The following is a 22,580-nucleotide window of genomic DNA, read 5'->3' as shown; positions in this document are numbered from 1 at the left end:
CGTGGCGGAGCACCGCCGCACCGCGAACGCGCGGGCAGCGGTGGTGGCCGCCGCCCGGGGTGAGCGCCTGCTGCTGCACACCGGTCTCGCCGACGCGACCACCGCCGCGGCGGCGGCCTCGGCGCAACTGCTCACGCTCGCCGCCGTCGCCCTGGCCTACGCGGGCGGCAGACCGGTGAGCACGCTGGTCGAAGCACCGGCCGCGCCCGGCGAGCCCGCCGCGCTGCTCACCGCGCTGGTCCGCGAGGCCGGGCGGGCCGGCGCGATCGGGCGCAGCCTCGCGCGGCTCGCGCTGCCACCGGGTGCGGACGGCCCGGAAGCCGACTTCCTGGGCAGACTCCACCGCGCGTGGGCGTTCGTCGTGGCCAGCGGCGGCGACCCCGGCCAGGTGCGCCGGCTGCTCAGCGACCACCGGCACCTCGTCCGGGCCGCGAACACCCGCGTTCGCCCGGACGGGCCGGGGCGGCGGGCGGCGACCGCCGATCCGGCGGTGCTCAGGGCGGAGCACGGCACGCGTCCCGCCGAACTCCGACGGCGGTGCGCGCGGCTGGACCCGGGCGGCGAGGCGGGGCGGCTGGTCGTCATCGCCTCCTGCCCACCCGAACGGCTGGACGCGCTCGTCGCGGCCACCGCGGCGCACCGACCGGCGTGGTTGACCGCCGCCACCGAGCCGGACGGGGTGCGCGACGCGCAGCGCGTGCTGGCCCGCCGCGGCACCGCCCTCGCGGGGATCTCGGTCCGCGCCGGAGGCGGGTGGCTGCGCGATTGCCTCCGGCTGACCACCGCGTTCAGCACCGCACACGACGAGACGACGGGAGCCGCAGGATGAAGTTCGGCTACTTCTCGCACACCTGGGGGCGGCCCGGAACCACCCCGGAGCAGCGCTACCGCGAGCTGTGGCGGGAAATCGCGCTCGCCGACCGGGTGGGATTCGACTACGCCTTCTGCGTCGAGCACCACTTCACCCCGGGGGAGAGCTGGATGCCGTCCCCGCCGCTGTTCTGCGCCGCGGCGGCGCTGTGCACCGAGCGGATCCGGGTCGGGCCGATGGGCTACGTCCCCTCGCTGTACAACCCGATCCGCATCGTCAACGAGGTCGCCGCCCTGGACCAGGCATTGGGCGGCCGGCTCGAACTCGGCATCGCCTCGGGCGTGGCACCGGAGTTCTTCGGCCACTTCGGCGCGGACTTCGCCGAACGCAAGGACCGCACGCGCGAATGCGTCGACCTGCTGCGCACCGCCTTCGCCGACAGCGAGCGCTTCGACTTCAAGGGTCCGTTCCACGCCTACTCCGACGTCACGCTCTCCTTCGGCCCGGTCCAGCGCCCGCACCCTCCACTGTGGATACCGACCCGGGATCGCCGGACGCTGCGCTGGCTGGCCGAGATCGGGGCGCACACCTCGGCGACGATGATCACCCCGCGCCGCGCGCTCGCCGCGCTGCACCGCCACTTCGTCGAGCGGTGGCGCGCGGCGGGCCACGGCGACGCCGGGCCCGAGATCGGCTACTGGACGCTGGTGCACGTCGGCGACAGCGACGACGAGGCGGTCAGCAGGGCCGCGCCGCACATCGCGCACGCGTTGACGAAGACCCTGGGGTACGGGCGCACCCCCGCGTCGGCGGGGCCGGGGGCCGAGCTGAACACCGCGACGATCCTGCAACGCGCCGGAGACGTCGACTTCCTGCTCGACCACGACCTCGTCTTCGTCGGATCCCCGGACACCGTGGCGCGACGCATCCGCCGCGCGGCCGACGAGGGCGTGTTCAACACCGTGCTCGCCGAGATGAACTTCGGAACGCTGACCGAGGCGGAGGTGACCCGGTCCGTGCGGCTGTTCGCCGACGAGGTCGCTCCCGCCCTGCGGCAGCACTCCCCGTACTGACACCCGAGCAGGCAGGAGGACACCCGATGTGCGCAGAACCCGGAACCGACGCCGAACCCGAACCGGAGCCGTCTGCGGTCTACACCGCGGAGGAGGAACGGCTGGTCGCCGAACGGCTGGAGGCGTTGGGGTACATCGAATGAGCGGCGGTGCCGGAACCCGCTCGCTCGCGGCACCCGCGCCCGACCTGGACCGGCTGCCGGAACTGGTGCGGTCGATCCGCCGGGTCCCGACGCAGGTGCGGCGCTTCACCGTGTCGCCGAGAACCGCCCGCGCCCGGCACCGGATCGGCGAGGAGCTCGCCGACCTGCTGGTCGCCGAGGGGCTGCCGTGCGTGGGCAGCGGTGCCGACCGGCTCTTCGACGACTACGACCTCGGCAACATCGCGCTGCACCTGGGGCTGCTGTCGGTGCGCCGCATGACGATGCGCGCGTGGGCCGCCGGACTGCGCAGGAACAGCGCGGCGGGAGCCAGCCGGTTGCGCGTGCAGGTGGTCACCCGGTGCCCGGTTCCCGGGCACGACGGCCCGTGCTCCTTCGGCCTGCTCCGGCCGGGCGGCGGGCGCGAGGTCGTGCGGGTGGCGCGGGAGTCGGCGCCGATCGCGTCCTACGAGGTCCGGCTGCCCGGCGAGTGGCCCGAGCTCGACGGCGCCGCGCGGTGCCTCGTCGACGAACTCGCCGACGTGGACTTCTTCCTGCTGCCGGAGGCCATCCGCTGGGACGCCGACTTCCTGCTGCGCACCAGGATGGCCGACTGCGGCGGGTTCGCCCGCCGACTGGTCGACGAGGGGCGCAGGCGCGGGATCCCGGTCCGGTTCGCGTTCGGACTGCTGGTCGTCAAGCCGTACTCGACTCCGCACTGCTGGGCGGAGTTCCGCATCGGCGACACCTGGGTCCCGCAGGATCCGCTGCTGCTCAAGGCGATGCGGTCCTGGGCGGGACTGGACGCCGCGGAGTGGCCCGCGCACCGCTCCCCGGGGGCGGTGCTGCACCGGCTCTGCGGGCGCTTCACGAAGTTGGTCTCGCACCGGGGCGTGTGGACGTCCACGTCACTGCCCACCGACTACCTGGACGAGGTGCCGTGATGCCTGCTGATCCGCTCCCCGCGCGGCCGGTTCCGGGCCTGCGCGCGGTGGTGTTCGACCTCGACGGCGTTCTGGTGGACAGCTTCGCCGTGATGCGCGAGGCGTTCGCCGCCGCCTACCGCGAGGTGGTCGGGGAGGGCGACCCGCCGTTCCGCGAGTACTGCGCCCACCTGGGCCGCTACTTCCCCGAGATCATGCGGATCATGGGACTGCCCCCGGACATGGAAGCACCGTTCGTCCGGGAGAGCTACCGCCTGCAGTCCCGGGTCCGGGTCTACGACGGGGTGCCCGCGATGCTGCACCGCCTGCGGGACCTCGGGATCCGCACCGCCGTCGCCACCGGCAAGAGCGGTGCGCGGGCGCGTTCGCTGCTCGGCGACCTCGGGCTGCTGCCGCTGTTCGGCGCGGTGATCGGCAGTGACGAGGTGCCGCGCCCGAAACCCGCTCCGGACATCGTCCGGCGGGCGCTGCGCGAGCTGGCGGTCCCGCCCGGCGCGGCGGTGATGGTGGGCGACGCGGTCAGCGACCTGCGCAGCGCGCGGGCCGCCGGAGTGGCGTCGGCCGCCGCCGTGTGGGGGGAGGGCGACGAAGCGGGACTGCGGGCGGCCGCCCCGGACTTCGTGGTGCGCGAACCGGCGGAGATCGCGCGGCTCGCCGAGGACCAGGGCGAACGGGCCGGTGACAGCAATTCCGGCAGTCCGGAAATACCCCGAACGGGTTAGCGCCGGTCTTCGAACTCGTTGTGGGTGGCGGTGCCGGGAGCGGAACCTCAGCGGCCCGCCCGTCGCCCGGCCACCGCCCCCCACGGAGGCGCTGACGCGCCGCTGTGCTTGTCGGAGAACCCGCGGCGGTGCCAGCGGCGAGACCGCTCACCGAAAGAGGAAGCGGCTGGCGCCGCTTGCCACGCGGGTTCCGGGAGCAGGTCCAAAGACAGGCACTTGGGTGAAGGGACGGAATGTGGTTGCGACCGCACGAATCGGGGTCGCCACGTGCTGTCCGAAACGACTGCTAGGGTCATTTTCCCCGCACGAGATCCGACCGACGTCGAATGCGGTGGCGTTGAAACCGGAATCCGACGGCGTTTCCGCCAGCGGCCTGGGTGTTCGAGACGTTGCGCCGCCGGGACGAAAGGGAGCTGCATCGTGGCAGAGCACGACGGGAATGCACGCACGGCCGCGGAGCCGGAGTCGGCGCGCTGGGACGCCCTGTCCCGCGCGTTGCGCGGTGATCTGGTGCGGCCCGCCGACAGCGGTTACGACCGGGCGCGCCGCACCTTCTACTCCCAGTTCGACTCCATCGCGCCGCGGGCGGTCGCCTTCTGCGAGACCGCCGAGGACATCGCCGCCTGCCTGGCGTTCTGCCAGGACCACGACCTGCACGCGGCTCCCCGCTCCGGCGGGCACAGCATGGCCGGGTACTCCAGCACCGACGGCCTGGTCATCGACACTTCCCGGCTGGCGCGCGCGGAGGTCTCCCCGGACCCGGGCACGGGCGATCCGCGGCTGCTGATCGGGCCCGGATCGCGGCAGGTGGACACGCTGACCAAGGCGTGGGAGCACGGCTTGACCGCGCCGCAGGGCGGATTCCCGACCGTGTGCGCAGGCGGTTTCCTCACCGGCGGCGGTTTCGGGCTCGACACCCGGCTGCACGGCATGGCGTGCGATCAGCTCACCGGCGCCGAGGTGGTGCTCGCGGACGGGAGCGTCGTGCGCTGCTCCGAATCGGAGGAGCCCGACCTGTTCTGGGCGCTGCGCGGCGGTGGCGGCGGGAACTTCGGCGTCATCACGGAATTCGAGGTGCGGCCGAGCCGGCTGCGCGAGGTCACCACGTTCATGCTCACCTGGCCCTGGGACCGGGCCGCCGACGTCATCGCCGCCTGGCAGCGGTGGATCATCGACGGGCCGGACCACCTCGGCGGAGCGCTCGCCGTCGTGCTCCCCGACGCCGCGCCGGGGGCGGTGCCGGTGGTCGCGGTCAGCGGTGGCTGGTTCGCCGATCCGGCGGCGCTGGACCGCGAACTCGCCGCGCTCGTCGCGGCCGTCGGCGCCGAACCCGAGTCGCGGACCGCGGACACGGCGTCGTACCTGGACGCGATGCTCCAGGGGTACGGGTGCGCCGAGAAGACCCCGGAGCAGCGCCAGTGGGTGGGGCACAACCCGGACGCGGAAATCGTCCGGCAACTGCACTTCATCGACCGCAGCAGGCTGTTCGGGCAGGCGATCCCGGACTGGGGTGTCGCCGAGCTCCTGACGGCGTTCGACGCGGACCGCAGGGCCGGGCAGAACCGCGTCCTGAGCCTGTTCGCGCTCGGCGGCCAGGCCAATCGGCCGGCTCGCACCGACACCGCCTACGTCCACCGCGACACCGAGTTCTACCTCGGCTTCTCGGTGGAGACGGCGGCCCCGGTCCCGGACGAGGACGCGATCCGGGCGGCGGAGTCCTGGGTCGACCGCGGATTCGCCGCGGCCGACCCCCACTCGAACGGCGAGTCCTACCAGAACTTCATCGACGCCCGGCTGTCGAACTGGGAGCAGGCGTACTACGCGGAGAACTACCCGCGCCTGTCGGCGGTCAAGCGCAAGTACGACCCCACCGGGTTCTTCCGGTTCGCGCAGGGCATCCGATGACCGCGGCGGGTCCCCGGCCCGCGCCGGGGACCCGCGGTCAGCACAGCCCCAGGTCCTCGTAGATCGCGTCGCAGATCGCGGTGAGCCGCGCGCGGTGCTGGTCGTGGTGCGTCTTGCCGTTGAGGTGCAGGGCGACGACCAGCCCGGCGTCCGGGTCGGCGAAGGCGACGGCCGTCCACAGCCCGTCGTGCCCGTAGGACCGGGGCGAGCTGAACCTGCTGAAGCTGGTCAGCGACGGGTCCAGGTGACCGCATTCCAGCCGGAGGCCCAACCCCCAGTCGGCGTTGCCGAACGCGTCGCGCAACCCGCTGCGGTGCCGCGCGGTGAGGGCGGCGATGGTCGTCGGCGCCGCGATCCGCCCGCCCGGGGCCCGTCCGCCGGCCAGCAGCACCTCGAAGAACCGGCCGAGGTCGGCCATCGGACCGCGGGTGTTGACACCGGGCAGTCGGCAGGTCGTCGCCGCTTCGCTGGAGAACCAGTAGGTCGGTTGCGCGGGGCGGCCGCGCGCGCTGATGTAGACCAGCGGCAGGGTCTCGCCGACGTCGCCGAACTCCTCGGCGGTCAGCCGCACCCGCGTGGTGCCGGAGATCCCGCACGGCCGCAGGATCTCCTCCTCGACGTACTGCTCGTAGCACCGCCCGTCCACGGCCTCCAGGACCTCGGCGAGCAGCAGCCAGCCCCACCACTGGCTGTAGTTCACCCGGGTTCCGGGCCGGGGGTCGGCGGGAACCGCCAGCTCGCGGACCAGCGCGCGGTGCCGCGCGTCGGAGGCGTACAGCGCGCCGTGCACCGGGTCGAGCCCGGTCGGCACCGCAGCGGTGTGCGTCATGACCTGGGCCAGGGTGAGTTCTTCCCGGCCCTGCCCGGTGAAGTCGGGCAGGTACCCGCACACCGGGGCGAACGGGTCGAGCAGTCCGCGCTCCCACAGCTGCCCGACCGCCAGCGACCCGAGCGGTTTGGCGCAGCAGTACCACAGGGTCGGCGAGCGGCGGGTGAACGCCACCCCGGGACGAGCGGTGCCCAACGCGAAGTCGGCGAGCACCCGGCCGTCCCGCGACACGTACACCTGGGCCCCGGGAGCGGAGTCGCCGACTTCGGACCGCAGTGCCGCGACCGCGCGGGGCAGTTCGTCGGCCGCCGCGTCGGCCGCCGCGCGTTCCTCCGCGGGGGTGTCCACGAAGGAATTGCGGCCCGTCCAGCCGATGTCGCCGAGCCCGTCGGGCAGCCCACCGGTGCGGCGCCGCAGCCGGGCGAGCAGCCCACCGGTGTCCTGTTGCAGCGTGCGATCGGCGAAGAAGACGTGGGTGAGGTTGCCGGTGAGCTCGGTGCGGCCGGATTCGAACACGCGCACCCGGTCCAACGCGGACCCGAGCAGGAACGCGGCGGCGTCGTGGTAGGACAGCCGCAGGGTCGGGTTCCCCGAGTCGGCGTCGCGGTCCAGCCGGATGCCGCCGGAGTCGAGGTCGAGCACCAGCCCGAATTCGCCGACCACCCCCGGCGGCGGGTCGGTGACGGTGAAACCGAACCGCACCGCGGAATCCGGGCACACCGGCAGGTCGGCGAACGCGGCCCCGGCCGCGGCCAGCCAGGCGTCGCTGAGGAACGGGATCGCCGTGGTCGCGTTCACAGCCACGCGACCACCTCGCTCATGAACCGCCGCGCGCTGGTCAGCTCCGGGTAGTCGCGGAACCAGACCAGGAAACGCCTCGCACCGGCGTCGAGGTAGGCGCGGACCCGGTCGCGGACCGCGTCCACCGTCCCGACCAGGTTGCGGCGCATGTAGAGGTCCGGGTGCTCGCTCCAGAAGATGACCACGTGCGGGGTGGCCAGCCAGCGGTCCCGCTCGTCCTCGGTGTCGAAGATCCTGGACTCCAGCAGCACCGCGTGCTCGACGGCGTCCGGGTCCGCGCCGGCCGCTTCGCAGCGCTTGCGGAAGGTCTCGACACCGGCCCGCACCACCTCGGGCGGCGCCTGCCACAGCACGCCGTCGACCGCCTGCGCGGGCACCGCTTCGACGGCGTCCTCGTGGACGTGCAGGCGAATGCCGCCGTTCGCCGGTTTCGGCGAGCTGAACGCCTGGTCCAGCACGACGTGCTCGCCCTCGGACGACACCCGCTGCCGCGTCCACAGGAGTCGCAACGCCTCGACGGTCTCGGCCAGTGCGGCGCGCCGGACCGCGGGATCGGGCACCGGCACGCCGTGCGCCCGGTGTTCCGAGGGGTGGCCGGTCGGCTCCAGGGCCAGCTCCATCCGGCCGCCGGACATGACGTCCAGGGTCGCGGCGCGTTTCGCCAGCAGCGCCGGGTCGCGGAACGGCGCACCCGGGCCGAGGTGCCCGAGTCCGATCCGCTCGGTGCGCTGGGCGACCGCCGCGAGCGCGGTCCAGCTGTCGAACACCGGCTCCGGTTCGCGCCGCGGCAGCGTTTCGCTCCGGTCGATGGTCCACACCGAGCCGTAGCCGAGCCGTTCGGCCTCCGCCGCCGCGTCGAGCACGTGCCCCCACGCCCGCGCCGGGTCCACACCGGCCAGTTCCAGGTGGGCTCCCTGCGGCAGCAGCAGTCCCCATCGCTGTGCGCCCTTGCTCATGTGTTCACCTGATTCCTGTCGGGAGCGATCGACGGTTCGATCGGCGATTATTCGCCGGGAAATCGTCGGGACCTCGGATGATTGGTGTTCCGTCACCGGACGGCCTCGTCCTGGGCCGATCGAGCGAGTTCCAGTGCCGCGGATTCATCCTGGACGACGAGCCGCCGCCGGTGGCGTACGACGATGCGTGACCGCGCTGAGATATTTGTGGTTCTCCCCACGCAAAGGGGTTGTAACGGGACGGCATCGCCAAGTAGTGTCATGCCGTGGCGACCGGGAGTGCGGACTTCGCCGCATTTTCGGAATCCTGCCGGTCGCTCGCTGGGGGCACTGGAATTGCTGCGGTACCTGCCGCTCGTGTGTGCACCCGGCTCGTGTTCGACTGCCCGAACCGGAAGGAAAACGCATAAGCCGGATCCGTTCGCGCCCGAGGGGGATCGATACTCGGTGGTGACGCAACAACGCCCGCTCGAACAAATACTAGGTCTCCTGGAAAGTCGAAGTCAACAGACCGAAAGCAGTGCGAAGGAATTCGTCCGGGAACTGTCCCGCGCGAGGGCCTATTCCGCGGAGGGCTGTTTGGGAAAGCTTTCCGCGACCCTGGAGGCGCTGGGGAAACTCGCCTCCGAGCTGTCCGGCGCGGTCGCCGAGATGCAGGACTCCTTCCCCGCTGATCCCACCACCTACCTCCGCTCCGAGGGCTACCTGTCCGAGCTCCGCGCGACCGCCGAATCCGCCGGTCTGAGCGTGTTCGAGGAGGACGGCCGACTGCTGTGCCCGCCCGCGGTCGTCCGGGTGCGGGCCGAGCACGCGGCCCTGGAGGTGGACGGGGAGCGGGACCACCGGTTGCGTCCCTCGGTCGTCGTGCAGAGTCTGGCCGACCACCAGCGCAGCAGACCGAAATTCCGCTACGCGGCTTTTTTCAACAGCATTCTCGACGCCTACGACCTGATCGTCGCGCAGCGCGGGGCCCGTGCCGGTTCGGTCGTCCGGCTCGTCGACATCTGGCGGCTGCTGACCCTGCTGCCGGGGCAGGACAAGGAGTACACCAAGCAGGAGTTCACCCGCGATCTGTACCTGCTCGACGACAGCGGGATCACCGGCACGATGCGCACCGACCGGAAGCTGCGCTGGTGCGCGAGCACCGGAACGCGCGGGAACGGGGTGCTCAGCACCGTCGGCCGGGACGGTCGGCGCAGGCAGTACTGGGGCGTTTCCTTCGTCGAACCGGCAGCCTAGGGAGATTTCCGGGGTGCTCTGCGCGGCGGTGCCCGCTGCGCGCCCGCTCGCCGGAAGGGGAAGCGGCGCACGCCGCTCGTGCAGCGGATCCCGGGACGTGTTCGGTCCGCCGGTCCGCGGTTCGTCTCCGGCGCATGTCCGTCAGCCTATTCTCGAAGGACGGCCAGATGAGGGTGAAACCGACCACCTCCGACGGTACGCCCGCCTTGGAAGTCGACGAGTACGTCAAGCACGTGCGGAACGAGTACCTGCACGCCTACGTGCACGGCGGCGGGGCCTCGGTCAAATTCGTCGCGGGCGATGAGGACACGACGACCTCGTACTTCTCGAAACGGCTGGAGAACGCCGCGTGCGACGGCGGTTACCTGCACGTCCGGCTGGACGCCGCGCAGACCCGCGTCCAGTTCGTCGAGGAGCTGTTCTTCGCGGTGTCGCGCAACGTCGACTGGGTCCGGCTCGCCGCCGACTTCCTGCACCGCGTCTACGCCGGACTGGACATCCCGCCGGATCCCGGGCAGCCGCCCGAGGTCTCGGTCCAGGTCCGCCGGGTCGCCGAGGCCAACGGCCTGCACCACGGCGAGCTGTACCGGACGGTGCGACGCCGCCTGGAACGCGAACTGCTCGGGGAGAACCTGCTCATGCACCAGTTCCGGGTGGCGATGCTGCGGTTGTGCGAGTCGTTGCTGGACTGGGTCGACACCGACGCCGACGAGCACAACATCGTGCTCCGCTGGCTGCGCGGGCACAGCGTGCCGGTGGCCGAGCTGCGCACCGTCGGGCTGCACGCCCGCGTGGCGCGGCACCAGGCCCGGTACATGTTCAACTCGCTGAGCCGCTGGGTGCACATGACCGGAGCGCCCGGCATCGTCGTCGAACTCGACGTGGGACGGGTCGCGGTGGGCCGACGCCCGCCGGCGGCGGCGCGGCGCGGCTTCTACTACACGAAGGCCGCCGCCCTGGACACCTTCGAGATCCTGCGGCAGTTCGTGGACGGCACCGACGACCTGCTGGCGTTCCTGCTGGTGGTCACCATGCCGCAGCGGATGGTGGTGGACACCGTCCGAGGACTGCCCGCCTACCACGCGCTGTACCTGCGCGTGGCGAACGAGGTGTACGACGCGGAGCGGGTCAACCCGTTCGGATCGCTCGTGCACGTCACCCGGAACCCCAGGGAGTGACATGTCCACTTCGCCCGCGTGGGAACGGCAGATCATCGAATCGCTGCGCGCCGGGGTGCCGAACTCCGGGGCCGTCGACGCGCTCGGCAGCGCGCAGACGGCCATCGAGGACGAGTTCACCGCGCTGCTGGGACGGGTCGGCACCGGCGGGGGCATGCTGCTCGGCGGCGGATTCGGTTCCGGCAAGAGCCACCTGATGCGGCACCTGGGACTGCTGGCCCGCCGGGAGGGCTACGTGGTCAGCCACGTCGTGGTGAGCAAGGAAACCCCGCTCTACGACCCCGTCAAGGTGGCCTGGGCCGCACTGGACCGCGCGGTGCTGCCGGACGGGACCGGTCCCGCGGTCGAGAACATCGCCGCCGCGCTCGAACCGCGCCGCGCCGAGTACGGCGACCTCATGCTCGCGGTCAACGCACCGGGATCGGAGTTCGACGCCCGTTTCGCCGCCACGCTGCTGCTGCACGCGAACTGCAAGCCGCAGGACGACTTCCACCACGCGATCGTCCGGTTCTGGGCCGGGGACAACCTGTCCACACCGGAACTCCGGCGGCGCCTGCGGCGGATGGGGGAGAAGCCGGCCATCGGCCGCGTCGCACCCGCCGAACTGGCCCGGCAGCGGATCCGGTTCGCCGCGCACCTGATGAAGGCCGCGGGGTACCGGGGCTGGATCGTCTTCTTCGACGAGGTCGAGCTGATCGCGCGGTACCCGCTGATCAGCCGGGCGAAGGCGTATGCGGAGATCGGACGCTGGTTCCCGAGCGGCGACACCGGTCCGCGCGCGCCGGTGAGCGCGGTGTTCGCGCTCACCGACGACTTCCCGGCCGCGGTGCTGGACGCCCGGCGGGAGAAGGAGAAACTGCCCGCCCGGCTGCGGAACCGCAAGGCCGCAGGCACCGCCGAGCTCGCCGACCGGGCGACGTACGGCATGGACGTGATCAGCCGGGCGTTGCGCGTGCTCGCCCCACCGGACGACACCGAACTCGACCACGCCTACCGGCGCATCAAGGAGCTGCACGGGGCGGCGTACGACTGGTCCCCGCCCGACGTCCCCGGCCTCGCGCGCTCCGGCTCCAACCGGATGCGCCAGTACGTGCGGGCCTGGATCAACGAGTGGGACCTCGTCCGGCTGGACCCGTCGTACCGTCCGCACACCCGCGCGGACCGACTGCCAGCCGACCTCTACGGGGCCGAATGAGCCCCCCACTTCCCGGGCCGGAGGAACCACATGAGAGTCCTGTTCGCCGTCTACCCAGCGCCCGCCCACCTGATGTCCGTCGTCTCCTACGCGTGGGCGCTGCAGAGCGCCGGTCACGAGGTCTGCGTGGGTTTCCCCGCCAGCGAGGCCAGCGGCATCACCACCGGGGACTTCGCGGGCGTGGTCACCGCGGCCGGGCTGACCGCGGCGCCCTGCGGTGACCCCGAACCGCTGGCCGTGTTCTCCGGCGCCCACCCGGAACTCGTGCCCACCATGGAGGAATCGGAGCGGTTCGTGCGGCTGCTCGGCATCGACGCCGCCGAACGCGACCACTGGGACTGCTTCTACCACTTCATGCTGTTCTTCGTCCGCAACTACCACCCGCCGAAACCTCGGCGGGACGTCGAACAGCTCATCGCCTTCGCCCGCGACTGGCGACCGGACCTGGTCGTGTGGGACCACTGGTTCCCGTGCGCGGCGGTGGCCGCGCGGGCGTGCGGCGCGGCGCACGCGCGAGTGCTCCAGGCACCCGACTACTCGGGCTGGTTCGCCGAACGCCGCGCCCGGGCGGGCGCCCGGGTCGCCGATCCGCTCGCGGAGACGCTGCGCCCGCTGGCCGACGCGCACGGCGTCGAGGTCGACGACGAGCTGCTGTTCGGCCAGTGGACGATCGATCCGATGCCGGAGTCGATGCGGCTGACCTCGTCGGTGCGCACCCTGCCGGTCCGCTACGTGCCGCACAACGGCGCCACCCGGCTGCCCGGCTGGCTCGTCGAAACCCCGCGGCGCCCGCGGCTGGTCATCTCGTTCGGCGTGTCCAACCGCAACTACCAGCGAGGTGACCGGGGACGGACCGCGAAACTGCTGGAAGCGGTGTCCGAAGTGGACGCCGAAGTGGTGGCGACGCTGAACGCCGACCAGCTCAGCGAGGTGGCCGGCGGCCTCCCGGACAACGTCCGCGCCCACGACTTCCTGCCGCTCACCCACCTGCTGCCGACCGCCTCGGCGGTCGTCCACCACGGCGCCCCGGCGACGCTGTCGGTGGCCTCGGCCAAGGGGGTTCCGCAGCTGGTCGCCGACACCGACGAGCCCACCCGGTTCGTCGGCAGGCCGACCGCGGACGGCATCGAGTGGGACCTCGTCGGCGAACGGACCCTCACCTCCCGGCTGGCCGCGAAGTACGTCACCGACCACGGCGCCGGGCTCCGGCTCGACCACCAGGCGCACTCCGTCGGCGAGATCCGGGACCGGCTGCGGCGGGTGCTGGACGAGCCCTCGTTCCGCACCGGGGCCGGGCTGCTGCGCCGCAAGTGGCTCGCCGAACCGAGCGTCGCCGAACTGGTGCCCGTCCTGGAGCGGATGACCGAACAGCACCGCGCGCGCAGCAGTTGCGGTCGGGTGGGAGGCGGGCATGGCGGATGACGACCCCGAGCTCACCGAGCGGTTGCTGTCCATTGCGGACACCGGGCGCGAGGAAGCCGAAACCCGCCTCGCCGCGGAGGATCCCGACCAGGTCGCTACCGCGCTGCTCACCGAGGTGGCGTGCCGGGCCGCAGTGGTCGAGGAGACCGCCCGGCCGGTGACGGCCCAGTTCGACGTGGGATTCGGTGGTCGGCGGCGGGGCTACCAGGTGTCCGGTGGCGGGGACGTGGTGCCCGGCTGGGCCGACCAGCCGCCCGTGCTGCTGGCCCTGGACCTCGTCGAACTGCTGCTCGCCGTGTACGGCGCGCCGCACCACCGAGCCCCGTCCCTGCGGGTGCACGTCGAGGACCGGCCGGGACCGCGGACCGCCGCGCCCGACGACCCGTGGTTCGCCGAGCACGACGCGGCCCGCGCCACCGCGCACCGGCTCGTCGCGGGCTGCTCGGCCTACCGGCCCGACCTGGTCCCGCTGGCCATGCGGTTCGGCACCGACAAGTGGGGCGCGCACTGGTACGCGCGGCACTACGACCGCTACTTCGCGCCGTTGCGGGACCAGCGGGTCCGGATCCTGGAGCTGGGCGTCGGCGGGTACGACTCGCCGACCGAGGGCGGGGCGTCGGCGCGGATGTGGAAGCACTACTTCCGCCGCGGCCTGGTCCACGGCGTGGACCTGTTCGACAAGTCCGCGCTGACCGAACCCCGCATCACCTTCCTGCGCGGTGACCAGGCCGACGCCGCCGACCTGGACCGGATCGGGCGGGCGACCGCGCCGCTGGACATCGTCATCGACGACGGAAGCCACGAGAACGCGGACGTGCTGCGCTCGTTCGCGGTGCTGTTCCCGTTGCTGCGGCCCGGGGGCCTCTACGTCATCGAGGACCTGCAGACCTCGTACTGGCCGGGCTGGGGCGGCAACCCCGACGACCCCGACGACCCGCTGATCACCACCACCTTCGTGAAGTCCCTCGTCGACGGCCTGCACCACCAGGAGCGCCCGGGCCACGAGGCGACCGACACCGACCTGTCGGTGGTGGGGCTGCACGTGCACCACAACATCGCGTTCATCGAGAAGGGCGTCAACGGCGAGCAGTCCTACCCGTCCTGGCTCCCGCGCGACGAGAACCCGGTGACGCGGCTGCGCGCGTGACACCGATTTCGCCCGGGCCGCGAGCGCCCGCAGACAGCATCCGAGGACACCAGATGAGCGATTCCGCGCGACACATCACCGAATGCCGCGTGTGCGGCAGGCAGAACTGGCAGCAGGTCGCCTCGTACGGCATGGTGCCGCTGGCGAACGCGCTGCTGGAGGAGGCGGAGTCCTACGACGACGAGCCGCGCTACCCGCTCGGCGTGGTCTCCTGCCGGTTCTGCAGGTTGATGAGCCTGACGCACGTCGTCGACCCGGCTGTGCTGTACCGCGACTACCTCTACGTCACCCCGGACTCCAGGAGCATGGCGTGGCACATGCGCCGCGTGGTCGAGCTGTGCCGCCGCAGGTTCAACGTCGCGCGGGACAGCTTCGTGCTGGAGATCGGCAGCAACACCGGCCTCCAGCTGGACCTGTTCCGGCAGCAGGGGATGCGCACGCTCGGCGTCGACCCGGCGCGCAACATCGCCCGGGTGGCCAACGACAACGGGATCGAGACCTGGCCGGAGTTCTTCTCCGCCGAGGTCGGCGGGGCCGTGCGGCGCCGGTTCGGGCAGCCCAAGCTCATCCTCGGCAGGCACGTCTTCGCGCACATCGACGACATCGCCGGCGTCGCGGCGGGGGTTCGCGAGCTGCTCAGCCTGGACGGCGTGTTCGCCATCGAGGTCCCCTACGCCCTGGAACTGCTGGAGAAGACCGCGTTCGACACGATCTACCACGAACACCTGTCGTACTTCACCGTCGGCACGCTGCGCACCTTCTTCGACCGCCACGGCATGCGCGTGCTGGACGTGGAGCCCACCGAGGTGCACGGCGGGTCCGTGCTGGTCTTCGTCGGGCACCGCGGCGGTCCGTGGCGGACCCGCGCGGTCGTCGACGAGATTTGCGAGCAGGAGGAGCGGGCGGCCCTGCACGACGACGAGACCTACCGCCGGTTCGCCCGGGACGTCGAACGGGTCCGCACCGAACTCGGCGCGCTGGTGCGGGAACTGGTCGCCGAGGGCAACCGGGTGGCCGGGTACGGTGCGCCCGCGAAGGGCAACACGTTGCTCAACCTGTGCGGGCTGGACGGCGCGCAACTGGAGTTCTGCAGCGACACCACACCGTTGAAGCAGGGCAAGGTGCTGCCCGGCACGCACGTCCCGGTGCGGTCCCCGGAGTACGCCGAGGACCACGCCCCCGACTACTACCTGCTGCTGGCGTGGAACTACGCCCGGGACATCCTCGCCAAGGAGTCGGCCTTCCTGTCCGGCGGCGGGAGGTTCATCGTGCCGATCCCGCGTCCGGCGATCGTGCCCGGCAGCGGTCTGCCGGGCGCGGTGGAGGCGGGGCTGCCGGAGGCGGGTGCGGCGTTCCGGCGCATCGCCCGGTTGTGATCCGGAACCGCCGCCGGGCGGTTCACCGGGCCTCGGCGAGGCGTTCCCGCACCGCCTTGGGCAGGCCGGCCACCACCCGCTCGTAGGAGTGCTCCACCATTTCCTCGATCCGGTCGGCCGGGATGCTGCCGTCGAGCAGCACGGTGTTCCAGTGCCGCTTGTTCAGGTGGTACCCGGGGCCGACGGCGTCGTGCTCCGCGCGCAGGTGCAGCGCCAGGCCCGGATCGCACTTCATCTCGACCCGCGGCGGCTCGGCGTCGGGCTCCACCACCGCGAACATCTTGCCCGCCACCTTGTAAACGTACGCGCCGGGACCGAACGGCTGCTCCTCGGTGACCTCGGGGAATCCCATCGCGAAGTCGCCCAGTTCCGCGGGAGTCATGCGGCGAGCCTACCCACCGGGGCCGGCTCACCCCGCGGGCGGCAGACCGATCTCGTGGACGTGCCGCGGAAGTAGCCGGACGACGACGAGTTCGTGCGCGTCCGGCGCGTCCGGCCAGAATTCCTCGTGCCGCAAGCCGGTGTACTTCAGCGACAGGCCGTCCATGATCTCCCGCGCGCGCTCGGACCCCAGGCGGCACCTGCCGCGCACCGCGACGTAGCTGTACGGGTTCTCGGCGGGGTACACCAACACGGCCGCGCGGTCGTCGCGGCGGAGGTTGCGCTCCTTGCGGCTGCCGCGCTGCACCACGAACACCACCTCGCAGCGCTCGCGCCCGATCCACACTACCGACAGGTGGGGCGCTCCGCCGGGCTGGAGGGTGGCGACGGTGGCGAACACCCGCGAGTCCAGCAGCGCCGCCACCCGGTCGGACAACCGCGCGGTCATGGGCGACTCCACGGGATCAGCGGGACCCGGGCTGCCGGGGCTCGGTCACCATGGGCAGCCGTCCCATCGCGACCAGCGCGCGGGGTTCCGGCCGCACCCGGGTGCCCGGCACGAGGCGCAACCGCCACCGCGCGGCGATCGTCGCCAGCGACAGGACGGTCTCCATCATCGCGAAGGTGTCGCCGATGCACTTCCGACTGCCCGCGCCGAAGGGGATCATCGCGCCCCGCGGCACCTGCCGGGCCCGCTCCGGCAGCCAGCGGTCGGGGTCGAACCGCTCCGGCTCGGCGAACAGGCGCGGGTTGCGGTGCAGCGCGTAGGTGCTGTACATGACGAGACTGCCCACCGGGAGCCGTTGTCCGGCCAGCTCGGTCTCCTCGGTGACCACGCGCGTCACCATCCAGCCGGGCGGGTACAACCGCAGCACCTCGGTGATGACGCGGTGGGTGTAGTCCAGCGCGGGCAGGTCGTCGTGGTCGAGCGGGCGGTCCCCGACGAGCCGGTCGGTCTCGTCGTGCAGCCGGGCCTCGCGGTCGGGGTGCTCGGCCAGCAGGTACAGCGCCCAGCACAGCGCGGTGGCGGTCGTCTCGGTGGCCGCGGTCAGGAAGTTCATGACCATGTCGTGGACCTCGGTGTCGGTCAGCGCGTCACCGGTGCGTTCGTCCCGGCTCTGCAGCAGACCCGACATCAGGTCGCCGTGGTCGACGCCCGACGCGCGGTACCGGCGGATGATGTCGTCCACCACCTCCCGCAGCCGGACGCGGGCCGCCTCGAAGCGGCGGTTGCCCGGAGTGGGGAGCCGGTACAGCCATCCCCACGGGGTCACGACGCGCTGGTACATGCCTTCCATGACCACGGGCAGGCAGTGCAGGATCCGGTCGATCGCCTCGCCCGCGATGTCGGTGGACAGCAGCACCTTGGCGCCGACGCGAGCGGTGACGGCGTGCAGCGCGTCGTTGACCTCGACCACGCCGCCGGGCCGCCACGACCGCAGCTCGGCGTCCAGCTCGCGACGCATCACGGGGGCGTACGAGGCGATCCGGTCGAGCCGGAAGGACGGCTGCACGAGTCGGCGCTGCCTGCGGTGGTCGCGGTACGGGCAGTTGCCCAGGCTGTTGCCCATGAGCAGCTGCGTCTTCTCGTAGAACGGGCCGCCCCAGTCGAAGGTCCTGGGGTCCTTCAGGATCCGGTCGACCAGCTCGTGGTGGCAGGCCAGGTGGATGTCCTTCCCGCCGAGCCGGAGGCGGACCAGGTCGCCGCGTTCGGAGAGCGAGGACAGGAATTCCAGCGGGGCCCGCCGCAGCGGGACCGAGTGGCCGAGCACCGGCAGGCGCCGCGGCGCGTCGGCCACCGTCCACATCGGAGGGTCCGGTGCGGTGTCCACTCAGGTCTCCCGGGGTTGGGCGGGTTTGCGGGCCACCACGACGGCGTAGCCGATCTCGGTGACGGTGCCGAACCGTTCGAGCGAGTCGACCATGTCCCGGAACTCGGCATCGCTCATCCGGTCCGCGACGACGTCCCGCGCCCGGCGCATGTTGTCGGCCACCGCGGCGAACGACGGCCACACCTCGTCGCCGATGTCGGTGAACTCCGCGACCCGCAGTCCCGCGTCGGCCACCGCCTGCTGGTACTCCTCGCGGGTCAGGACCGGCGCGTTCTCGAAGTTGTCGTTGCTGGCCTGCACCACGGCCTTGCGCGCGGGGTCCTCGATGGGCCGGCGCAGCACGAAGTCGGTCACCACGACCCGCCCGCCGGGGCGCAGCACCCGGCCGATCTCCCGGTACGCGGCGGTGCGGTCGGGGACGTGGCACACCGACTCGATGGCCAGCGCCGCGTCGAACAGCGCCTCGGGGAAGGGCATGTCGCGCATGTCGGCCACCCAGAAGTCCACCGAGTCGGCCATGCCCCGCTGCGCGGCGAGTTCCCGGGAGAGGCGCACCTGGTAGTCGCTGAGCGTGATGCCGCTGGCCCGCACCCGGTGGGCGGCGGCCGCGCGCAGGGTCGCCTTGCCGTTGCCGCACCCCACGTCGAGCAGCCGTTGCCCGGGGCGCAGCTCGCAGCGCTCGACGACCAGGTCGGTGAGCCGGTCGGCGGCCTCGGCCATCGTGGTGGCCGGCCGCGGCCCGCCGAAGTAGCCGCCGTGCAGGTAGCCGCCCATGGCGCGGGCCATCAGGTCGGTGAGCCGTTCGTAGACGTCGCGGACGGAGTCGGCCGCGGACCCGTCGACGGTCATGGACACCTCCGCTGTCATCGGACGCCTGCCGCGGGCGGCGTCCACTCGAAGTTCTGGGCGAGAACGCGGTTGTCCAGCTGGTGTTCGACCACGATGTTCCCCACGCCGTAGTCGTCGGCGATCACCTCGACGTCCTCGGCGGAGACCAGGTGGGCGGGGTCGGCCAGCAGCGCGGCGATGCCCTGGGCCGGGGCCAGCACCTCCAGCGCGAAGCCGCGCGCCACGTGCTGCCGGTGCGTGTGGGCCGCCGCGATCAGGAACTCCTCGTGCACGTCGCAGATCAGGTGCCACAACGCCCGCGCCTGGAGGAATCGGCGCGGCCGCGCGGTGAAGCGCCGGGCCGCGACCAGCGTCGGCCCCCGCTGCCCGCGGCGCGCGCCGAGCGCGACCAGCCCGCGGTCCAGGTAGGCGGTCGGCAGGGTCTCGTAGTGCATCAGCGGCGCCGGGTCGAACGGCTCGGTGGGACGCAGGCCCGCCCACTCGCGGACCCGGTCGGCCACCTGGTAGCCGATCTCCCAGGGGTTGTCGGTGGCTCCCGGGGCGAAGAACCGCTCGCGGAGGTCGGCGCACGCCGCGCGCAGCTCGGCCACCTCGGCGGAGGCGTCGTCCCGCGCGGGACCGACGAGGCCGCGAGCCTCGGCGAGCCAGCCGAGCCGGTCGGTGACGTGCTCCGCGCCGACACCGTTGAGGAAGTCGGTCGCCAGCGGTTCGGGAAGCTGCTTGAGCACCTCGGCGATCGCCTCCCGGTGCGGGCCGGCTTCCGAGTACGGGTCCAGTCCCAGGCGGGCGGCGGCCAGGCAGAAGGCGGTTTCCTCCTCGCCGGCGCGGCGGATCGCGTCCCACTCGGTCTGCAACGGCGTGCCGGTGATCCCGCGCGCGGCCAGCCGCTCGGTCACCGCGTCGACGAAGCCGCGCAGCGCCACGACGAAACCGGCGGACTCGACGACGGCGTTGCCCCGCGCCACGAAACGCGTGCGCTCCCGGGTGGCCGAGGTGGCGTCCGGCATCCACACCACGCGGGTCTCCCGGCCCTCCGGCACGAAGATGACGTCGGGCCAGTGGAATCCGTCGCACGCCGCGCGCAGCACGTGCCGCCGGGACCGCATCCACCACGCCCCGCGCGCATCGCCGACCCCGTTGCGGTAGGCGAAGCGGAGCTGGGAGATCTGGGTTCCGGGGCGCGCGTCGGCGTTGAGCGACCACCAGTTGAAGGCGACCCACTCCGCCAGCGGGTACAGCGCGGTGGTGACGTGTTCGGCCAGCACGCGGGTTCGCGGGTCCTCGTTGCGGGTGAGGTCCTCGGCGCCGACGGACATCCGCAGATCGGCCCGGGTCGCCCTCTCCTCCGGCGAACCCGTCGCGGGCTCGTCCCGCCACACCCACTCCAGGCGGAACGCGGGCAACTCGGTCATGTCAACTCCCATCGGCGGTCACTGCTGCGGGGCGGGGGCCGGTTCCGGCGGGGAGGACGGGCGGAATCTCGTCAACTCCTGGCGGCCATTCGCTGGGGTGCAGCGGATATCCGGTGTATTCACCGGAAGACCCGCCGACGAGCCGGAATTCGACGACGGAGTCGCCGCTGCGGTGCCAGGCGTAGGTCGGAAAACCGTTGCGCCACGGGCCCGCCACGCAACCTCCCGCGACCGCCGCGCGCAACATCGCCGCGGCGTCGGGGGAATCGGGCTGACCGGGGTGCGCGAGCTCGTCGGAGGACGATTCACGGACAATGAAGGAAACGCGATCGGACAGTTCGTCGAGTCGGGTCCCGGCGGGAACCGGGACGATTGCGCGTCGCGGTTCGCGCGTTCTCGTCTGCGCCCACATGGCATTCACGGTATGGGCGCGGTGCGGCGGAATCCAGAGAACTTCCCGGAGTTCGCGACGTCGCGCACGCCCGCGACGCGCGGTGCACCGAACGCGGCGGGCCCGCCGTGCCCGGACCCGCCGCCGGCGGGGATCAGGACAGCGGGGCGAAGAGGTCGACCACGTTGCCGTCGGGGTCGTCGACGAGCGCGTAGCGCTGGCCCCACACGGCGTTCCACGGTTCGACGTGCCCCTTGTAGCCCTCCTGCACGAGTTCCGCGTAGAGGCGGTCCACGGAGGCGGCGTCGGGCAGGCGGAAGGCGATGGCGAACCGGTTGCCGCCGGTGGGCGCCGTCCAGCCCGGATCGAAGCTGCGGATCGTCTCCGCGGTGTCCCAGGCGAGGGTGAGCCCGCCGGGCAGCGTGGTCTCCACGTGCGGCTGGTCGTCCGCATCGGCCGGGATGTCGAGGCCGAGCCTGCGGTAGAAGGCCAGCGAGGCCGCCATGTCCTGGGTGACGATGCCGAAGAGCGCGATCTCGGGTTTCATTACCCGCTCCTTTCTCGTGAGCGACAGCAACCGCGGTGCCCGGAGGTGACACCACGACGCGCACACTATCGACCACGAAGCGTGCAGGCCCTCCGGGGGAGGGCGAACGCGCCGCGCGGCATTCCCGGCTCTGCTCCGCGACCGTTCGTTGACGGGCTGCGCAACCCCCGCCTATCGTTGCCGTCGATCCGCTTTTCCTTTGCGGCGCGGAAATCCACGGCGCCGAATTCCCTTTTCACGCTTTTGCGCACCGGACGGCCGGTCGATGTCGTCCGCGTTCCCCCGTGGCTGCCGGAGTGGTGCCTTCCCCGGTGGCCGTCCGACGACCCGGAGGTTCCACGGTGGCAGCCGAGCACACCCCGTCCGCAGCATCGCGGGCAGCAGCGGAGAAGACCGTCGACGAGATGCTCCAGGGCGCGTGGAAGGCCAGGGCCATCCACGTCGCCGTCGAGCTGGGCCTGCCCGAACTGCTCGCCGGCGGTCCGCGCACGGCGGCGGAACTCGCCGACGAGACCGGAGCGCACGCCCCGAGCCTGCGCCGGCTGTTGCGCTTGCTGGCGAGCACGGGCGTGTTCACCGACCTGCGGCGCGACGACCTGTTCGGCCAGTCCGAGCTGTCCGAGGTGCTGCGGTTCGACCCGGCGAGCCCGGTGGCCACCGACGCGCGTTTCCAGGCGGCGCACTGGCACTGGCGCGCGTGGGAGCGCCTCGGCCACAGCATCCGCACCGGCCGGGACGCCTTCGAGCACGCCAACGGCGTGTCGTTCTGGACGAAGACCCACGACGACCCGGAGGCCCGCGAGCTGTTCGCCGCGGCCATGGACGCGGTGTCGCTGGTGGAGAGCACCCTGGTGCCCGAGGTCCACGACTTCTCCGCGAGCCGCACCGTGGTGGACATCGGCGGTGGGCGCGGCAGCCTCGTCGCGGCGATCCTGGAGCGCCACGAACACGTCCGGGGCGTGATCCTGGAGCGGCCGAACACCCTGGAGCAGGCCCGCCGGCTGCTCACCGAACGCGGCGTGGTGGACCGCTGCGACCTGGTTCCCGGCGATTTCTTCGACACCATCCCGGAAGGTGCGGACACCTACGTCATCAAGCACGTGCTGCACGACTGGGGTGACGACGACGTCGTCCGCGTGCTGCACCGCGTCGCGGCCCGGATGGGCGAGCAGTCGCGGCTGCTGGTCATCGACAACCTGCTCGACGAGGACGCCACCGCCTCGTCGCTGTGCGTCGACATGCTCCTGCTGGTCCTCGTCGGCGGGGTCGAGCGGTCCGAGGCCGAGATGACGGCGCTCGCCGAGAAAGCGGGACTGCGGCAGCACCACTCGGTCGCGGTCGGCCCCGGCCCGCAACGGATCGTCGAGTACCGGCGGGCCTGAGCGCCCGCCTTCGAACCCCGCTCCGGAAGGGGCACGGCGAGGTAGCCG

21 protein-coding genes are annotated in these 22,580 nt (G+C 72.4%); 12 read left to right on the top strand and 9 right to left on the bottom strand.

The genetic code is table 11. From position 1 onward, the window contains the following. The first annotated feature begins 1 nt into the window (after nt 1). The 5 genes from NV263_RS18490 (at nt 2) to NV263_RS18470 (ending at nt 5,595) form a co-directional block, all read left to right on the top strand. Nucleotides 2-829, top strand: coding sequence for a hypothetical protein (locus tag NV263_RS18490; RefSeq protein ID WP_263247596.1), 828 nt, complete (start codon nt 2-4; stop codon nt 827-829). Then, the gene (locus NV263_RS18485) at nt 826-1,884 is read left to right on the top strand and encodes an LLM class flavin-dependent oxidoreductase (RefSeq protein ID WP_263247595.1); all 1,059 of its coding nucleotides are present in this window, start codon (nt 826-828) and stop codon (nt 1,882-1,884) included. The genes NV263_RS18490 and NV263_RS18485 overlap by 4 nt, the downstream gene beginning before the upstream one ends. Before the next feature lie 139 nt (nt 1,885-2,023). Next, complete coding sequence (locus NV263_RS18480; RefSeq protein ID WP_263247594.1) at nt 2,024-2,968, top strand: transglutaminase domain-containing protein; 945 nt, start codon at nt 2,024-2,026, stop codon at nt 2,966-2,968. Continuing rightward, complete coding sequence (locus NV263_RS18475) at nt 2,968-3,690, top strand: HAD-IA family hydrolase (protein ID WP_263247593.1); 723 nt, start codon at nt 2,968-2,970, stop codon at nt 3,688-3,690. The genes NV263_RS18480 and NV263_RS18475 overlap by 1 nt, the downstream gene beginning before the upstream one ends. Nucleotides 3,691-4,110: 420 nt before the next feature. Continuing rightward, the gene (locus tag NV263_RS18470; protein WP_263247592.1) at nt 4,111-5,595 is read left to right on the top strand and encodes an FAD-binding oxidoreductase; all 1,485 of its coding nucleotides are present in this window, start codon (nt 4,111-4,113) and stop codon (nt 5,593-5,595) included. Nucleotides 5,596-5,632: 37 nt separating this feature from the next. On the opposite strand, the gene NV263_RS18465 is transcribed toward NV263_RS18470, so the two are convergent. Together NV263_RS18465 and NV263_RS18460 are read right to left on the bottom strand one after the other, a co-directional pair. Continuing rightward, a complete protein-coding gene (locus tag NV263_RS18465) occupies nt 5,633-7,228 on the bottom strand; it encodes a serine hydrolase domain-containing protein (RefSeq protein ID WP_263247591.1) in 1,596 nt (531 codons plus the stop codon). Beyond that, nucleotides 7,219-8,181, bottom strand: a complete 963-nt coding sequence (locus NV263_RS18460) for an LLM class flavin-dependent oxidoreductase (protein ID WP_263247590.1) — start codon at nt 8,179-8,181, stop codon at nt 7,219-7,221. Before NV263_RS18460 ends, NV263_RS18465 begins: the two co-directional genes overlap by 10 nt. 579 nt (nt 8,182-8,760) lie before the next feature. Here NV263_RS18460 and NV263_RS18455 point away from each other — a divergent pair. The 6 genes from NV263_RS18455 to NV263_RS18430 all read left to right on the top strand — a co-directional run bounded on the left by NV263_RS18455 (nt 8,761) and on the right by NV263_RS18430 (nt 15,738). Continuing rightward, nucleotides 8,761-9,420 (top strand): hypothetical protein, encoded by a 660-nt coding sequence (locus tag NV263_RS18455; protein ID WP_263247589.1) that lies wholly within the window; start codon nt 8,761-8,763, stop codon nt 9,418-9,420. A 167-nt stretch (nt 9,421-9,587) separates the two neighbouring features. Further along, entirely contained in the window at nt 9,588-10,598 is a 1,011-nt protein-coding gene (locus tag NV263_RS18450) for a BREX system ATP-binding domain-containing protein (protein WP_263247588.1), read from the top strand. Between the two features lies 1 nt (nt 10,599). Continuing rightward, a complete protein-coding gene (locus tag NV263_RS18445; RefSeq protein ID WP_263247587.1) occupies nt 10,600-11,793 on the top strand; it encodes an ATP-binding protein in 1,194 nt (397 codons plus the stop codon). A 30-nt stretch (nt 11,794-11,823) separates the two neighbouring features. Next, nucleotides 11,824-13,215, top strand: a complete 1,392-nt coding sequence (locus NV263_RS18440) for a nucleotide disphospho-sugar-binding domain-containing protein (RefSeq protein WP_263247586.1) — start codon at nt 11,824-11,826, stop codon at nt 13,213-13,215. Further along, nucleotides 13,205-14,362 (top strand): class I SAM-dependent methyltransferase, encoded by a 1,158-nt coding sequence (locus NV263_RS18435; protein ID WP_263247585.1) that lies wholly within the window; start codon nt 13,205-13,207, stop codon nt 14,360-14,362. Before NV263_RS18440 ends, NV263_RS18435 begins: the two co-directional genes overlap by 11 nt. A 53-nt stretch (nt 14,363-14,415) precedes the next feature. Then, entirely contained in the window at nt 14,416-15,738 is a 1,323-nt protein-coding gene (locus tag NV263_RS18430) for a class I SAM-dependent methyltransferase (protein ID WP_263247584.1), read from the top strand. A 22-nt stretch (nt 15,739-15,760) separates the two neighbouring features. On the opposite strand, the gene NV263_RS18425 is transcribed toward NV263_RS18430, so the two are convergent. From NV263_RS18425 to NV263_RS18395, 7 genes are all read right to left on the bottom strand, one after another. Continuing rightward, nucleotides 15,761-16,120: an MmcQ/YjbR family DNA-binding protein gene (locus tag NV263_RS18425; RefSeq protein ID WP_263247583.1), complete on the bottom strand. Its 360-nt coding sequence runs from the start codon at nt 16,118-16,120 to the stop codon at nt 15,761-15,763. 27 nt (nt 16,121-16,147) lie between these two features. Then, on the bottom strand, nt 16,148-16,567 hold the full coding sequence (locus NV263_RS18420) for a PPOX class F420-dependent oxidoreductase (protein ID WP_263247582.1): 420 nt from the start codon (nt 16,565-16,567) through the stop codon (nt 16,148-16,150). Between the two features lie 16 nt (nt 16,568-16,583). Further along, the gene (locus tag NV263_RS18415; RefSeq protein ID WP_263247581.1) at nt 16,584-17,951 is read right to left on the bottom strand and encodes a cytochrome P450; all 1,368 of its coding nucleotides are present in this window, start codon (nt 17,949-17,951) and stop codon (nt 16,584-16,586) included. Then, on the bottom strand, nt 17,952-18,800 hold the full coding sequence (locus tag NV263_RS18410; protein WP_263247580.1) for a methyltransferase domain-containing protein: 849 nt from the start codon (nt 18,798-18,800) through the stop codon (nt 17,952-17,954). A gap of 14 nt (nt 18,801-18,814) precedes the next feature. Continuing rightward, entirely contained in the window at nt 18,815-20,212 is a 1,398-nt protein-coding gene (locus tag NV263_RS18405; protein ID WP_263247579.1) for a hypothetical protein, read from the bottom strand. Nucleotide 20,213: 1 nt separating this feature from the next. Then, nucleotides 20,214-20,624: a hypothetical protein gene (locus NV263_RS18400; protein WP_263247578.1), complete on the bottom strand. Its 411-nt coding sequence runs from the start codon at nt 20,622-20,624 to the stop codon at nt 20,214-20,216. 133 nt (nt 20,625-20,757) lie between these two features. Then, nucleotides 20,758-21,150, bottom strand: a complete 393-nt coding sequence (locus NV263_RS18395; RefSeq protein ID WP_263247577.1) for a VOC family protein — start codon at nt 21,148-21,150, stop codon at nt 20,758-20,760. A 341-nt stretch (nt 21,151-21,491) separates the two neighbouring features. Between NV263_RS18395 and NV263_RS18390 the strand changes: the two genes are divergently transcribed. After that, the gene (locus NV263_RS18390) at nt 21,492-22,532 is read left to right on the top strand and encodes a methyltransferase (RefSeq protein WP_263247576.1); all 1,041 of its coding nucleotides are present in this window, start codon (nt 21,492-21,494) and stop codon (nt 22,530-22,532) included. The last annotated feature ends 48 nt before the right edge of the window (nt 22,533-22,580 follow it).

It is taken from the genome of Saccharopolyspora rosea (assembly GCF_025643595.1).
Lineage (GTDB): Bacteria > Actinomycetota > Actinomycetes > Mycobacteriales > Pseudonocardiaceae > Saccharopolyspora > Saccharopolyspora rosea.
The sequence above is the reverse complement of the archived record's forward strand: the minus strand, read 5'-3'. Positions and strand labels throughout refer to the sequence as shown.

Excerpts from the sequence above, each read along its gene's own strand:
- NV263_RS18440 (WP_263247586.1), top strand. The coding sequence starts at position 11,824 with ATGAGAGTCCTGTTCGCCGTCTACCCAGCGCCCGCCCACCTGATGTCC.
- NV263_RS18460 (WP_263247590.1), bottom strand. The coding sequence starts at position 8,181 with ATGAGCAAGGGCGCACAGCGATGGGGACTGCTGCTGCCGCAGGGAGCC.
- NV263_RS18405 (WP_263247579.1), bottom strand. The coding sequence starts at position 20,212 with ATGACCGAGTTGCCCGCGTTCCGCCTGGAGTGGGTGTGGCGGGACGAG.
- NV263_RS18400 (WP_263247578.1), bottom strand. The coding sequence starts at position 20,624 with ATGTGGGCGCAGACGAGAACGCGCGAACCGCGACGCGCAATCGTCCCG.
- NV263_RS18445 (WP_263247587.1), top strand. The coding sequence starts at position 10,600 with ATGTCCACTTCGCCCGCGTGGGAACGGCAGATCATCGAATCGCTGCGC.
- NV263_RS18450 (WP_263247588.1), top strand. The coding sequence starts at position 9,588 with ATGAGGGTGAAACCGACCACCTCCGACGGTACGCCCGCCTTGGAAGTC.
- NV263_RS18475 (WP_263247593.1), top strand. The coding sequence starts at position 2,968 with ATGCCTGCTGATCCGCTCCCCGCGCGGCCGGTTCCGGGCCTGCGCGCG.
- NV263_RS18410 (WP_263247580.1), bottom strand. The coding sequence starts at position 18,800 with ATGACCGTCGACGGGTCCGCGGCCGACTCCGTCCGCGACGTCTACGAA.
- NV263_RS18485 (WP_263247595.1), top strand. The coding sequence starts at position 826 with ATGAAGTTCGGCTACTTCTCGCACACCTGGGGGCGGCCCGGAACCACC.
- NV263_RS18430 (WP_263247584.1), top strand. The coding sequence starts at position 14,416 with ATGAGCGATTCCGCGCGACACATCACCGAATGCCGCGTGTGCGGCAGG.
- NV263_RS18435 (WP_263247585.1), top strand. The coding sequence starts at position 13,205 with ATGGCGGATGACGACCCCGAGCTCACCGAGCGGTTGCTGTCCATTGCG.
- NV263_RS18420 (WP_263247582.1), bottom strand. The coding sequence starts at position 16,567 with ATGACCGCGCGGTTGTCCGACCGGGTGGCGGCGCTGCTGGACTCGCGG.
- NV263_RS18395 (WP_263247577.1), bottom strand. The coding sequence starts at position 21,150 with ATGAAACCCGAGATCGCGCTCTTCGGCATCGTCACCCAGGACATGGCG.
- NV263_RS18480 (WP_263247594.1), top strand. The coding sequence starts at position 2,024 with ATGAGCGGCGGTGCCGGAACCCGCTCGCTCGCGGCACCCGCGCCCGAC.
- NV263_RS18425 (WP_263247583.1), bottom strand. The coding sequence starts at position 16,120 with ATGACTCCCGCGGAACTGGGCGACTTCGCGATGGGATTCCCCGAGGTC.